The sequence below is a fragment of the Streptomyces sp. NPDC001443 genome, from assembly GCF_053597355.1.
The window spans coordinates 144,508-158,079 of sequence record NZ_JBSFIA010000017.1 but is presented as its reverse complement, the minus strand read 5'-3'; the positions used below and the strand labels follow the sequence as shown (position 1 = coordinate 158,079).

Genomic DNA, 13,572 nt, shown 5'->3' with positions numbered 1-13,572 from the left:
GAGGACTTCTTCGGCCTGACCACCGACGGCCGCAGGATCGACGACCTGTTCACGGTCCACTCCCAGGGCGTCGACACCGTACCGGTGGCCGCGGCGGCGAACGCGTTCCTGGCCGGGCTCACCGGCGCCCAGAGGTCCGCTGCGCAGTTCACCGTCCATTCCACCGAGTGGCGGCTGTGGAGCAACCTCGACCCCGGCGGGTTCCAGCGGCAGGGTGTCTCGCTGGCCGACCTGACGGACGCGCAGAACAGCCTGGGTTCGGCCCTGCTGCAAGCGGCTCTGAGCGCCAGAGGCCTGGAGACCACGGAGAAGATCCGCCTCCTCAACAAGGCGGCCGGTGAACTGCTGGGCAAGGGCGACGTCTTCAACGACGAACTCTTCTACTGGACCGTGATGGGCACCCCGTCGGCAACCGAGCCCTGGGGCTTCCAGTTCGACGGTCACCACCTGGTCGTCAACTACTTCGTGCTCGGCGACCAAGTCGTGATGAGCCCCTGTTTCTGGGGTTCTGAGCCGACCATCATGGAGATCGACGGCGAGACCGTCTCCGTCTGCCAGGAGGAGGTGACGGCGAGCCTGGCGTTCGTCCAGTCGCTCACCGAGGCGCAGCGGCAGGTCGCGATCGTCTCGGCCACCAAGGCGGACGAGGACATGAAAGCGGGCGCTTTCGCCGACAACGCCGTACTGGCCTACGCCGGCATCCGTGGCGACGCCCTGAACCCGGCCCAGAAGCGGAGACTCCTCGCGGTCGCCGAGGCGTTCGTGGGACGTGCGAAGGCCGACGCGGCCGAGGTCCGCATGGCCGAGATCCGCAGGCATCTGGACGACACCTGCGCCGCCTGGATCGGCGGGACACAGGACGACGCCCCCTTCTACCTCCGGATCCACAGCCCGGTCGTCTGGATCGAGGTCGACTGTCAGGCGGCAGGACCGCTCGGGGGCGCGTACGGCAAGACACGGGCCGACGGTCCGACCCAGCTGCACGTTCACTCCGTCATCCGCACTCCCAACGGCAATGACTACGGCAGGGAACTGCTGCGGCAGCACTACCTGACGTCACCGCACCACCGGTGACCGTGCAGTCCGTCTACCGGGGAGCCGTCAGCCGCGAGGTGTTCGCGGCGGTGGGCGCGTGTCGTCGAGTCGTTCGCGACCACGAGATCCCCTCGCTGCATCCGAGGGAGGGACCGGAGCCTGCGGGCCGCACGGGTTTCGGGCTGCACGTGCGGGATCACGGTTCCCGGTCATGAGCCGGCTCGGAACGTCGTGCGTATGTCGCGGCGGAGGGACTCGGCCACCTCCCGGTCGAAGGGCTCGATGCCGGGGGTGAGCACCGATGCCGCCGCCACGGCCACCCCCAGCGCACAGGCGCTGACCGGATCGTCCCCGGCGCTCAGCCGTGTGGCGAGCGCGGCCACCATGCTGTCTCCCGCCCCGGCGTCGCTGACCAACTGCCCGGGCAGCGGTGGCGCACGCAGCGCGGTATGGCCGTGACGGGTCGAGCAAAGGGCGCCGAGGGCGTCGATCGTGGTGACGGCGACCTCGGCGGCACCGGTGGTGAGCAGCTGTTCGTTGACGGCTCGGGCGTCGTCGAAGCTGCCGACGTCCCGGCCGACGAGGTCGGCGGCCTCGGCTCGGTTGCACCTGAGCAGGAAGACTCCTGCTCCGAGCCCGTGCCGCAGCGCCGGGCCTGACGTGTCCAGTACCAGCCGGGATCCGGCCGCCTCGACCTGGCGGGCGACGGCCGCGTAGAAGTCGTCGGGCAGGCCGCTGGGCAGGCTGCCGCTGGCCACGACATAGCGGCAGGCGCCGATCGCCTTCCCCAGTACGTCGAGGCAGCGCCGTCCCTCGTGGTCGTCCAGGTGCGGACCGGGCGGGACGATGTGATGGCTGCGGCCCGACTCGGTCTCCAGCAGTACGAGTGCCTCGCGGGTCTCGCCGGCGATCTCGACCGCGATGTGATCGAGTCCCTCCTCGTCGAGCAATCGGTTCAGGCGTCGGCCGACCTCGCGGCCGGCGGTGTGGACGGCGACGGCCCGTCCCCCGAGGCGTGTCACGCAACGGGCGACGTTGATACCCCCGCCCCCGCCGGTCACCGACCGGACCCGAGCGCGGTTCTTGCCGATGTCGGCGAGGCGGCCGACATCCCAGCACATGTCGACGGCAGGGTTCAACGTCAGAGTGAGAACCGTCCCGGACGCGAGGGAATCCGGCGCCGCCGCCGTGTTCATCGCGAAGACGCGCCCTTGTCCGGCACGGCCGGTGCCCGGCGCACCGGCCGCCGGGCACCGGTCCGGTCGTCGCCGTATCCGGTCACGACCGCCGACAGGTCATCGCCGTCGACGGCGGACGCCCGCGGGGCCCGCATGCCGTCGGCCGCCTGAGCCCTGTCCATGACACTCACACCGTCCCGGTAGCGGACACGCGCGTCCTGCCGGAGGATGTCGTCGCCCTCGGCGCCGGTCGCCCTCCGTACGCCCACGGCGGCGATGCCGACCGCGTCGACCGGCGGTGGGGCCTCTCGTCGCCGGCCCGTACCCGGCTTCGACGCTAACCCGTCCGGTGGCCCGGCGCACCTCGTCGCGTCACCGGGACGGCCCCGTCGGGGACGCGGCCTGCGGCGCGTCGTTCGGGAGGGGATCGACGTCGCTGTACACGAGGTGGTGATCCGAGTACGGGCTGGGATGCGTACCTTGCTCCAGCGGGACGACGCCACGCAGGAAGATGTAGTCGAACTTGCTCTGCCAGTCCGTGGTCGGCTTGCAGGCACCTCCCGACCCGGGACGGCACTGAGGGTCCGCGTCCGTGGCCAGCTCCCACAGGGGAGCGAGTTCGGGAGCGTCCGGCACGGCGTTGAAGTCGCCGAGAACGATCACGCGGTCGTACCGGTCGACCTCCGCGGCGAGCAAGCGGCTCTGGTCCGCCCGGACCTCCTCCTGACGTCGCTGAGCGAGGTGCGTGGCGAAGACCCGGACGGACCTGCCGCCCACCACGGTGCTGACGGCCATGTACCCGCGGTCCTCGGATCCCCCATCGGGGTACTCCACGCTCACGCGGTCCGTCATCGGCGCCGCCGAGAGGACCGCCTGGCCGTAGGCTCCCGGACTCCACGGTGCTCCGCCGCAGCGGCCCCAACTGCGAAGGACCATGCCGTACTCGACGTGGTAGACCAGCCCGTACAAGCCCTCCAGATGGTCCCGGATCCTCTCGACGTCACGTACGCACGCTTCCTGCAGGGCGACGACCTGGGGCGCGTACGTGGCGATCTCCGCCGCCCGGTCGACGTTGCTCTGCGCACAGGGGTTGCAGAGGTTCCACGTCATGACCCGGTTCGGTACGACATCTGCGGCGGCGCCGGCGGGCAACGGCCTGGCGAGCGGGGCACCGCTGGGCGCACTGGGGCCGACGAGCACCACGCAGGCCACGGTCATCGAGCCCGCGAGCCACCGAGTGCCGCTTCCGAACACCATCGCCTCCCCGGAGTGGCGCCCGATGGCATCCGACGTCTCCCCGCCCGAGGTTACCGGGGTGGGACCGTCGGTCGACAGACGGGGTGTGCCGCACTTGTCCCGCTCGGAGGAAGCCGCCGGCATCCGGTCGGCCTGCCCTGTTGCGGAATGGGCATGTCATGGGCACAGATGGGCCACGCACCGTCACAGTCGGGCCGTGAGCTGGGACCATGCCGTCATGCCGGCCTGTGGATGCATGAATCTGATGGACATCGTGGCGGCCTTGACGGGGTACGGCCTGCTGGGCATCGCCGGACTCGCGGTCGGCCTGGTCTGCCTGGTCGGGCTGCTGCTCGGTGTGATCGTCACCATGGGGCATCTGATCGCCCGACGGCAGGGGGACGGTGACCCCGAACCGCCGGAGACCACGGGTCGGTTGAGGGAAGAGTCACCCCTTGGATCCTTCCGTTGGGAAGACTCACCGGAGTAGAGGGATTCACAGGTGCGGGTCCCGGCCGGGTCCCAAGGGGCGGACCGGCATACGGACACCCGAGGTGGCGTCTGCCTCATCGGGCAGTGATGGCTGCACTCCCGGGGACAGCCGCACGCCTGTACCCGGCGCACGCGCTGAGGCAGTGTCAGGGTGAGAGAGGTCTGCCGCCAGCCGTCCCAGGAGTGAGAATGCCCGATCACGTACACGATCACGACCACGATCATGACCACGACCACCGGCAAGCCGGCCACGGGCAGTCCAGGACCGACGACTCGCGGCTGTTCAAGGCGGCCGCCGCGGGCCGCCCCGACGTCCTGGGCCCGTCCGGCATGGGCACCTTGCAACGCGCCGTCGGCAACAGCGCGGTGGGCGCCATGGTGCAGCGGGAGCAGGACGAGGGGGACGCCTCGAACGCCTCGTCGCAGCGCTCGCCCGTGCACGACGTCGTCGGATCCAGTTCAGGGCAGGCCCTCGGTGGCGATGTCCGCGCCGACATGGAGGCGAGGCTCGGGGCGGACTTCTCCGACGTACGGGTGCACACGGGCGACGCGGCGCACGAGTCCGCGAAGTCGGTGGGAGCGCATGCCTACACCGTCGGCAGCAACGTCGTCTTCCAGCGGGACGCCTACGACCCGTCGTCCCACGCCGGGCGTACCACGCTCGCCCATGAACTGACCCATGTGATCCAGCAGCGCAGCGGCCCGGTCGACGGGAGCGCCGCACCCGGTGGGATCCGGGTCAGCGACCCCTCGGACCGGTTCGAGCGGGAGGCCAGCGCGAACGCCGAACGCGTCATGTCCGCCCCGGCCCCGGCTCCGGCCGCGCAGGCCACGGAGGGGCCGGCGGCCGTTCCCGGGCCGTCCGCGGCGGTCCAGCGCGAGGCCGAGCAGCAGGACGAGGAACCCGCCGATGTGCAGGGGATGTTCGTGCAACGGGCCGAGGAGGAGCAGCAGGAGGACGAGTCGGGTGACGCGTGAGCGGTACGGCCCCGGGCTCGTCCGAGCCCGGGGCCGTACCGCTCACCGTCGCGGGCGGCTCGGCCCCGCCTGCCCGGACGCCGTCCCGGCCGGAGGGTCCTGCCGTCCTCCGGCCGGCTCAGGCCGTGGTGGGAGAGGCGCTGGGCGCCGGCCTCAGGGTCCCGCCGACCAGCACCGACTCGGCGCACTGGGCCGGTGTCGGACTGCCCACCGGCTTTCCCACCTCGGTGCAGGTCACCGTCATGGTGATCTTCCCTCCGGCGGGCACCACGATCGGGGTGACGAAGTGGTAGTCCTGGTCGCGGAAGTTCTGCAGCGCGAGCCGCAGCAGGGTCCGGTCCTCGGCGGCGATGACGACGGTGCCGGAGTCGCCCTGCGGGTTCTGCGCCACCAGGTCCGTCAGGTCGAACGCCTGGCCGTCCGGGACGGTGAACACCGTGCCGCCCTTGGGGTCGCCGCCCACCGAGTCCTTGACCTCGGCCTGAGCGCTGCGCGGATCCCCGGTACCCCCGGCCCCGCCGCCACTCGTGCCCCCGCCGCCGGTTCCGCCCGTACCGCCGCCGGTGCTCCCGGCCGTCGAGCCCGCCGCTGCGCCGGAGCTCGGTGAGCCACCACCCGCCGCGTCCTGTCCCTTACCGCCGGAGCCCGCCGACCCACCGGACGAACCACCGCCACTCGCGGCGCCGGACGCCCCGGGACTGGGCGACAGCGCGGCGGCCACCTGCTTCTGGGATTCCTCCCGCGCCGCCGACCGCACCACCGGGCGCAGCAGGGCGAACCACACGACGGCCAGGGCCGCCAGCGCGGCCACCGCCGCCACCAGGGCGCGCGGCAGCCAGCGCGGCAGTATCGCGTTCTGCTGGTAGGTGCCGTCCAGGACGACCGACTCGTGCGGCACGTCGCCCACGGGCGTCGCCACCACCTGGAAGGGATGCACCACGGGGATGCCGCGCCACAGCCGCCGTGCCGGACGCACGGTGAGCCGCGCCAGTTCGGCAGCTCCCGGCGCCAGTTCGACGGTCTCCCGGGAGAAGCGCAGCCGCACCCGGGAGCTGTCGCTCTGGGCCGTCAGCTGGACCGTGACCGGGGTGTTGCCGTGGTTGTCGACGGCCACGTCCGTGTTGCCGCGCCAGGCGCCGTCGAACCCGCGGGGCACCAGTTCCCCGGTGATCGAGGCGAACGGCAGGACCGTGACGACGCCCTCGGGCACCACTGTCGTCTCGGGGGCGCTGGTGGGCACCACCCGCACCCCGAACGGGACGTCCCCGGCCAGTGCCTCCGAGCTCCGGGGCGGGCTCAGCGCGAGGACCGCGGTGCCCGTACTGCCCGGGAACAGCGAAAGGCTCGCCGGTTCGACGGTCGCCCAGGCCGCCGCCGGGCCCACGACCTCGAAGCGGTACTCCTCCACCGTGCTGCCGGAGTTGCGTACCTGAAGGGGAACGTCGATCCGCCCGCCGGGCTCGGCCGTCACAGCGGTCGTGTCCAGGCTTGCCGCAGTTGTCATGAGCGGCACGGTAAGGCGGGTGACGGCGGCCTACACGGGCTTCTCAGGAAGACTTTCGGGAAGCTGATGTGCCCATTGATGCCTTGTTGACTTTGTGTGGAGTCGCCTGCCCCATACTGCTCGCCGCGCCGCGATGCGCTCGACCAGGGGGGAGACCGTTGTGGACCGGATCGTTGTGAGCCTGCGCGCGGATGACCCGATCTCCAGAGCGGGGGTCGCCACGCAGCTGCGGCCCCGGCCGGAGATCCGGCTGCAGGAAGAGGGGGAGGAGACGGCCGCCGCCGTGGTGGTGGTCGTCGTGGAGACCATAGACGAGGAGTCGCTGCGGATCCTCCGTCACATCCGGCGGACGACGGCGGCCCGGCTGGCGCTGATCGCCACCCGCATCGACGACCAGCAGGTGGTCGGTGCCGCCGAGTGCGGAGTGGCGGGCATCCTGCGCCGGGCCGAGGCGACACCGGAGCGGCTGGTGCAGGTGATCAACGCGGTGGCCAGGGGAGAAGGAAGCGTTCCCGCCGATCTGCTGGGCCGCCTGCTGGAGCAGGTCGGCCAGTTGCAGAGCCAGGTACTGGCGCCGCGCGGCCTGAACTTCAGCGGGCTCACCGACCGGGAGATCGAGGTCGTCCGGCTGGTCGCCGAGGGGTACGACACCGGGGACATCGCCTCGAAACTCGCGTACTCCGAACGGACCATCAAGAACATCCTGCACGAGCTGGTCACCCGGCTGCACCTGCGCAACCGCTCCCACGTCGTCGCCTACGCGCTCCGGCAGGGACTGATCTGAAGGGCCCGGTCCGACGGGACCGACCCGAGGGGGCGGTCCCGTCGGTGGCGAGGGGAGGAACGGATTGCCCCGAGGGGCAGCCCGCGCTTCCCCCTCGGGTGTCCCATGCGCCGCTCCGCCGAGGGGCGGCGCCGGGGACGGTGGGACAGACGTAGATCTGGGAGGGGATGTCGTGCGGGTGTTCCGGCTGCGGGCGGGCCTGATGGCCGCGGTCCTCGCGTTCGGCGCGGTAGGAGCCGGCACCGGAGACTCGGCGCCGGGGGCCGGGACGACGGCTTCGTCCGCGTCCCCCTCGCCGTCCGCCTCGTCCTCGCCGTCTCCATCGCCCTCACCGACCGCGTCGTCCCCGTCGTCCCCGTCGTCCCCGTCGCCCTCACCGTCCTCGCCGACGATGGCGCACCCGCCGTACTCGCCGGCCAAGACGGCGGCCGCGACGGCCCCGGTCACACCGCCGCTGGTGGAGCAGACACTGGATCCCGGTGCCTCGATCACCGTGGACAAGCAGGTCCGGACCCCGGCGGTGCCGCCCAAGCCGGATGTCGTGCTGCTGGTGGACAACACCGGGAGCATGGGCGCACCTATCGCCAATGTGCGGAACAACCTGTCCACGATCGTCAACCGGGTCTTCGACGCGCAGCCCGACTCCCGGTTCGCCGTGGCCAGTTACGGAGACGAGGAGGACGAAAGCCGGCTGTTCCTCCTGCACCAGGCGTTCACCGCCGATCGCACGGCCATCCAGAACGGTGTGAACGCACTGACCGCCGGCGGTGGTGGCGACACGCCGGAGGACTGGGGGAACGCCCTCGACGAGGTGGCGAACGGGGTCGATGGCCGGAACACGTTCCGGGAGGGAGCCAGCCCCATCGTCGTCCTGGTCGGTGACGCCTCCAGCCACGACCCCAGCAACGGGCACAGCTTCACCGACGTCATCGGTGCGCTCAAGAGCCACGGCGTGAAGGTGCTCGCCGTCGACGTGGACAGCTACAGCGACGGACTCGACGGCCAGCGGCCCAGCGACGGTGACTACGAGAACGGCCAGGCCACCCGCGTCACCCAGGCCACCGGCGGTACGTACTTCCAGGGCGTCGACCCGACTCAGGTGTCGGACGCCATCGTCCAGGGCCTGACGAACCTGCCCGTCGCCGTCGGCCACCAGCTCGTCGACTGCGACCGCTCGCTGGACGTCTCCCTGTCCCCGGCGAGCGTCCAGGTGATCAGCGGCCAGACCGCCTCCTTCGGCGAGCGCATCACCGTGTCCCCGGACGCGCCCCAGGGCACCACGCTGAACTGCACGGTCCAGTTCACCCTCGGCCCGGCGGCCGACCCGGCCTACCGGGAGCAGATCCGTATCACCGTCAACGACGTGACCGGTCCGGCGGTGGACGTCGTGGACCGTACGGTCGAGGCCACCGGCCCGGACGGCGCGGTCGTCGACTACCCGGCCACCGCGCACGACAACGTCGACGGCGACGTCCCGGTCCTCTGCGAGCCGCCCTCCGGGACACGCTTCCCCATCGGCCGTACGACGGTCACCTGCACGGCGACCGACAAGGCGGGCAACGTCGGCCGTGGCACGGCCGTGATCACCGTGGTCGACTCGACCGGCCCCGTCGTCACCGTCGAGGACCGCACCGCGCAGGCGACCGGCCCCGACGGCGCGGTCGTGGAGTACCCCGCCTCCGCGCAGGACACCGTCGACGGGAAGGTGACGGTCACCTGCGATCCGCCGTCGGGTTCGGTGTTCCCGATCGGGGAGACCAAGGTGACCTGCACGGCGACCGACTCCCACGGGAACACCGGCACCGGCACCGCCGTGATGACGGTGATCGACACGACCGCGCCCGTCGTGACCGTCGACGACCGCACGGTGGAGGCCACCGGGCCCGACGGCGCGACGGTGGAGTACCCCGCCACAGCGGTCGACACCGTGGACGGACCGACGCAGGTCACCTGCACCCCGCCCTCCGGCTCCGTCTTCCCGGTCGGCCGTACGACGGTGACCTGCACCTCGACGGACTCCCGCGAGAACACCGGCACCGACACCGCCGTGATCACCGTGGTCGACACGACCCCGCCCGTGGTCACCGTGACCGACCGCACCGTTGCGGCCATCGGGCCCGACGGCGCCCCGATCGACTACACCGCCACGGCCCAGGACCTGGTCGACGGGCCCGTGGCCGTCACCTGCGCACCCCCGTCCGGTTCCACCTTCCCGATCGGGAAGACCACCGTGACCTGCACCGCGACCGACGCAGCCGGCAACACCGGCACCGACACGGCCGTCTTCACCGTGATCGACAACGCTCCGCCCGTCGTCCGGGTGGACGACCGTACCGTCCGCACCATCAGCCCGAGCGGTATCCCCGTCCGGTACACCGCCACCGCCCAGGACGTCGTCGACGGCACACTCCCCACCAGCTGCACCCCGCCCTCCGGGACGCGCTTCCCGATCGGGAAGACCACCGTCACCTGCACGGCGACCGACAAGGCGGGCAACATCGGCCGCGACACCGCCGTGGTGACCGTCACCCTGATGCCGGCCGGGCCCGTCCCGCCCGCCGCCGACCTCGCCGTGACCGCCGCCGTCGACCCGCAGCCCGCCTTCACCGGAGGCACCCTCACGGCGACGTTCACCCTCACCAACGCCGGACCGGACGACGCGACGAACGTCGTCCTGACCGCCGTACCGCCCGGGACCGCCACCGTGGTGCGCGCCCAGGACCGCTGCACCACCGCCAGCCCCTGCTCCCTGCCGGCCGGCGGCCGGATCGAGGTCACCACCGGGCTGTCGTACGACAAGGCCACCAGCGGCACCCTGACGGCCCGGGTCGCCGGCACACCGACCGATCCGTTCCCCGGCAACAACACCGACACGGTCCGGATCCGCGTCCTGCAGCCCGTGCTGACCGTCGGGCCCGTCGTCGCCCGGCTCGGCGACGTCGTCCTCGCCGAGGGCCGCGACTTCCCGGCCGGAACCGTCGTACAGCTGAAGTGGAACGTGGGCATCACCGCCGCGACGGTCCCGGTGCGGGTGGACGCCGACGGGACGTTCCGCAGTCAGGTCCTCGTCCTGCGCAAGGACCGCACCGGACCGCGGCTGCTGCGCGCGACCGGGCCCGGATACGACCCGGTCAGCGCGAAGGTCCTCGTCGTGCCCCGCAGCCTCCAGCCGCCCGACTTCATCGGCCGCGGCTGACACGGACGACGTGATGACGCGGATGACCAGGACGGAGGTGGAACAGTGATCCACGAGGTCGACGAAGCACTGCGCGCCCTCGTCCGCAACGACGCCCTGGGCGGCACGCAGATCAGCGTCATGTTCGACGCACCCACCCGGGAGTGGGCGGCCAAGGTCAACGCCCCCACCGTCAATCTGTACCTCTACGACATCCGGGAGGACATGCGCCGCCGTTCCCGTGGCCTGTCCAACGAGTACGACGAGCGCGGCACCGTCGTCGCCCGGCACCGCCCGCCCCGGTACTTCAAGCTGTCCTACCTGATCACCGCCTGGACCCGGCGCCCCGAGGACGAACACCGTCTGCTCTCCTCCCTCCTGCTGTGCCTGATGGGCAGCGACGCCATGCCCACCCGGCACCTGACCGGCTCGCTGGCCGAGCTTCCGCTGCCGGTGCCGATGACGATCGCGCTGCCGCCCCCCGAGGACCGTTCGTTCGCGGACGTGTGGAGCGCGCTCGGCGGTGAGCTGAAGCCCTCCCTCGACCTCGTGGTCAGCGTGCCCCTGGTCGGCACGGGGGCCGTCGCGGCGGGGCCGCCGGTCACCGAGGAGGGCGGCCTGCGGCTCGGGGTGGAGAACACCGGGGACACCGGCGGGCCCGCCGGAGCGCGGGGGACCGGCGGGGCGGACGATCCGGCGCGTCGCCCGCGGCCGGCGCTGTCCCGGCGCGTCCGTGAATGAGCCGTGTCCGGGAGCGAGCCGGGTCCGGGAGCGAGCCGGGTCCGTGGCTGAGCACAGGCCGCCGGGTGCCCCGGCGGCGAGGGCCCGCGTCGGGATCCGGCGCGGGCTCGCCGGTGTCGTCCACGCGGTCTTGCCCGGGCCTGCCGGTGCCGTACCTGCGGTCGTGCCCGGGCCTGCCGGTGCCGTACCCGCGGTCGTGCCGGGGCTCGCCGGTGTCGTACCCGCGGTCGTGCCCGGGCCTACTCGGTGCCGTACCCGCAGTCGTTGCCCGCGCCCGGCACGGCACCGTGCCCCGTGACGGGCGCGGGGACCCGCGCGGCCCGTCACGCCCGAACCACGCCACCCCACCCGCACACACCGAGCGGAGCGAGGAGCCTCCCATCGCCGAGAACCCCAGCCTTCGCCACCTGCTGGACCGGGTGGTCCTCGTCGAGGAACGGGTACGCCGCGCCGTCGCCGCCCGCAGACAGACCGACCCCAACCCCGACGACGCCTTCCGGGGCCTCTACCTCACCGACGAGGCAGTCGACCGCCTGCTGCGCACGCCCCACCTGCCCGCCGCCCCCGACCGTACGGACACCGTCCGGCACGCCGAGGCCGAGACCCGGGCCGACACCGCCGACCCGCCCACCAGCCTGCGCCGGCTCACGACCGGACTCGGCCTGACCGACCTCGACGTCGAGATCCTGCTCATCGCCCTCCTGCCCGATCTGGACGCCCGGTTCGAGTCCTTCTACGGCTATCTCAACGACGACGTCACCCGGCGCCGCCCCTCCATCGGCCTGGCCCTGGAGCTGTGCGCACTGTCCCCGGCGGACGCCTCCGCCCGCGCCCGCCTCGGCGCCGACGCGCCCCTGCTCTCCGGCGGTCTGCTGCTCGTCGAGGACCCGGACCGCCCGTTCCTCGGGCGCGCCCTGCGCGTACCGGACCGGGTCACCGCACACCTGCTCGGCGACGACACCCCCGACCCCCGGGTCGCCGACCTGCTGACCCGGGCCCGGCCCGTGCCCGGCGCGGGCGACGCCGCCCCGCTGGCCCGGGCCCTGGCGGCCGGGATCCACCTGGCCTACCTGCGCGAGGACCAGGGCGGAGCGGGCCCGGCCCTCGCCGCGACCGCTCTCGCCGGGGCCGGGCGCCCCGCCCTCGCCCTGGACCTGGCCCGCCTCGCCCGCGACCCGGCCCCCGCGGACGCCGTGCGCACCGCCGTACGCGAGGCCCGGCTGACCGGCGCCGGTCTGGTCTGCGCCCCGGTCGACGCCCTGGACCGCGACCGCGAACGGGCCGCGCTGCTACGGCAGTTGACGGACGTCCCCGTCCCCGTCGTCCTCGTCGGCCGCACCCCGTGGGACGCCGCCTGGTCCACCCGGCCCCCGCTGCTGCTGCGCGCCCCGCGCGTCGAGCCCACCGCGCGAGCCGCACTGTGGCAGGAGGCGTACGGGCTCGCCGTGCCCGACGGCATCGACGTCCCGGACCTCTTGGCCCCCTTCCTGCTCACCCCCGAACAGATCACCCGGGCAGCCCGCAGCGCCGTCCAGAACACGGTCCTGGACGGCGCCGGACTGCGCCCCGAGCACATCCGCCGCGGCGCCCGGGCCCAGAACTCCGCCGGACTCGACCTGCTCGCCCGCCGTATCGAACCCGCCGTCGGCTGGGACGACCTCGTCCTGCCCCCCGACACCCTCACCCAGTTGAGGGAACTCACCGCCCGCGCCCGCCACCGCGACCGCGTCCTCGGCGAATGGGGGATGCGCCCCGGCGGCGCCCGCGGCCGGGGCGTCGTCGCGCTGTTCGCGGGCGACTCCGGCACCGGCAAGACCATGTCCGCCGAGGTCATCGCCGCCGATCTCGGCCTGGACCTCTACACCGTCGACCTGTCCACGGTCATCGACAAGTACGTCGGCGAGACGGAGAAGAACCTCGAACGCATCTTCACCGAGGCGGCCGGGGTCAACGGCGTCCTCCTCTTCGACGAGGCCGACGCGATCTTCGGCAAGCGCTCCGAGGTCAAGGACGCCCACGACCGCTACGCCAACGTCGAGAGCGCCTACCTGCTGCAGCGCATGGAGTCCTTCGACGGCCTGGCCGTGCTCGCCACCAACCTCCGCGCCAATCTCGACGACGCCTTCACCCGCCGCCTGGACCTGGTCATCGACTTCCCCGTCCCCGACCCCGTCCAGCGCCTGGCGCTCTGGCAGCGTTGCCTGGCACCCCTCCTGCCCGGCACCGACGACCTCGATCTCCCCTTCTGCGCCGACTCCTTCGAACTCGCCGGCGGCAACATCCGCTCCGTCGCCGTCACCGCCGCCTACCTCACCGCCGAGGCCGGATCCCCGCTGACCATGCGACAGTTGATCCATGCCGTCCAGCGCGAGTACCAGAAACTGGGCCGACTGACGCTGGCCAGCGAGTTCGGACCGTACGTCGACCTGCTCGTCTCGTGACCCGATCC

The 13,572-nt window shown here is 72.6% G+C and carries 11 protein-coding genes; 7 read left to right on the top strand and 4 right to left on the bottom strand.

The annotated features are described in order from the left end of the window. Positions 1-1,074: DUF3500 domain-containing protein (locus ACWC24_RS19735; RefSeq protein ID WP_450664111.1), on the top strand; the 1,074-nt coding region annotated here is incomplete at its 5' end. A gap of 170 nt (positions 1,075-1,244) precedes the next feature. On the opposite strand, the gene ACWC24_RS19730 is transcribed toward ACWC24_RS19735, so the two are convergent. The 3 genes from ACWC24_RS19730 to ACWC24_RS19720 all read right to left on the bottom strand — a co-directional run bounded on the left by ACWC24_RS19730 (position 1,245) and on the right by ACWC24_RS19720 (position 3,470). Further along, the gene (locus ACWC24_RS19730) at positions 1,245-2,231 is read right to left on the bottom strand and encodes a 1-phosphofructokinase family hexose kinase (RefSeq protein ID WP_450664110.1); all 987 of its coding nucleotides are present in this window, start codon (positions 2,229-2,231) and stop codon (positions 1,245-1,247) included. Next, positions 2,228-2,395: a hypothetical protein gene (locus ACWC24_RS19725; RefSeq protein WP_450664109.1), complete on the bottom strand. Its 168-nt coding sequence runs from the start codon at positions 2,393-2,395 to the stop codon at positions 2,228-2,230. The genes ACWC24_RS19730 and ACWC24_RS19725 overlap by 4 nt, the downstream gene beginning before the upstream one ends. A gap of 190 nt (positions 2,396-2,585) precedes the next feature. Beyond that, on the bottom strand, positions 2,586-3,470 hold the full coding sequence (locus tag ACWC24_RS19720) for an endonuclease/exonuclease/phosphatase family protein (RefSeq protein WP_450664108.1): 885 nt from the start codon (positions 3,468-3,470) through the stop codon (positions 2,586-2,588). 235 nt (positions 3,471-3,705) lie between these two features. On the opposite strand from ACWC24_RS19720, the gene ACWC24_RS19715 reads away from it, so the two are divergent. Together ACWC24_RS19715 and ACWC24_RS19710 are read left to right on the top strand one after the other, a co-directional pair. Beyond that, a complete protein-coding gene (locus ACWC24_RS19715; protein WP_450664107.1) occupies positions 3,706-3,939 on the top strand; it encodes a hypothetical protein in 234 nt (77 codons plus the stop codon). A gap of 191 nt (positions 3,940-4,130) precedes the next feature. Beyond that, complete coding sequence (locus tag ACWC24_RS19710) at positions 4,131-4,919, top strand: eCIS core domain-containing protein (RefSeq protein WP_450664106.1); 789 nt, start codon at positions 4,131-4,133, stop codon at positions 4,917-4,919. 118 nt (positions 4,920-5,037) lie between these two features. Here ACWC24_RS19710 and ACWC24_RS19705 read toward each other — a convergent pair whose 3' ends face one another. Next, positions 5,038-6,423, bottom strand: coding sequence for a COG1470 family protein (locus ACWC24_RS19705; protein ID WP_450664105.1), 1,386 nt, complete (start codon positions 6,421-6,423; stop codon positions 5,038-5,040). Positions 6,424-6,583: 160 nt separating this feature from the next. Between ACWC24_RS19705 and ACWC24_RS19700 the strand changes: the two genes are divergently transcribed. The 4 genes from ACWC24_RS19700 to ACWC24_RS19685 all read left to right on the top strand — a co-directional run bounded on the left by ACWC24_RS19700 (position 6,584) and on the right by ACWC24_RS19685 (position 13,564). Further along, positions 6,584-7,207, top strand: coding sequence for a response regulator transcription factor (locus ACWC24_RS19700; RefSeq protein WP_450664104.1), 624 nt, complete (start codon positions 6,584-6,586; stop codon positions 7,205-7,207). 391 nt (positions 7,208-7,598) lie between these two features. Beyond that, complete coding sequence (locus tag ACWC24_RS19695) at positions 7,599-10,403, top strand: HYR domain-containing protein (protein ID WP_450664103.1); 2,805 nt, start codon at positions 7,599-7,601, stop codon at positions 10,401-10,403. 45 nt (positions 10,404-10,448) lie between these two features. Continuing rightward, positions 10,449-11,123 (top strand): DUF4255 domain-containing protein, encoded by a 675-nt coding sequence (locus tag ACWC24_RS19690; RefSeq protein ID WP_450664102.1) that lies wholly within the window; start codon positions 10,449-10,451, stop codon positions 11,121-11,123. A 380-nt stretch (positions 11,124-11,503) separates the two neighbouring features. Continuing rightward, on the top strand, positions 11,504-13,564 hold the full coding sequence (locus ACWC24_RS19685) for an ATP-binding protein (protein WP_450664116.1): 2,061 nt from the start codon (positions 11,504-11,506) through the stop codon (positions 13,562-13,564). Positions 13,565-13,572: the final 8 nt, after the last annotated feature.

Excerpts from the sequence above, each read along its gene's own strand:
- ACWC24_RS19710 (WP_450664106.1), top strand. The coding sequence starts at position 4,131 with ATGCCCGATCACGTACACGATCACGACCACGATCATGACCACGACCAC.
- ACWC24_RS19720 (WP_450664108.1), bottom strand. The coding sequence starts at position 3,470 with ATGGTGTTCGGAAGCGGCACTCGGTGGCTCGCGGGCTCGATGACCGTG.
- ACWC24_RS19715 (WP_450664107.1), top strand. The coding sequence starts at position 3,706 with ATGAATCTGATGGACATCGTGGCGGCCTTGACGGGGTACGGCCTGCTG.
- ACWC24_RS19695 (WP_450664103.1), top strand. The coding sequence starts at position 7,599 with ATGGCGCACCCGCCGTACTCGCCGGCCAAGACGGCGGCCGCGACGGCC.
- ACWC24_RS19705 (WP_450664105.1), bottom strand. The coding sequence starts at position 6,423 with ATGACAACTGCGGCAAGCCTGGACACGACCGCTGTGACGGCCGAGCCC.
- ACWC24_RS19725 (WP_450664109.1), bottom strand. The coding sequence starts at position 2,395 with ATGGACAGGGCTCAGGCGGCCGACGGCATGCGGGCCCCGCGGGCGTCC.
- ACWC24_RS19730 (WP_450664110.1), bottom strand. The coding sequence starts at position 2,231 with ATGAACACGGCGGCGGCGCCGGATTCCCTCGCGTCCGGGACGGTTCTC.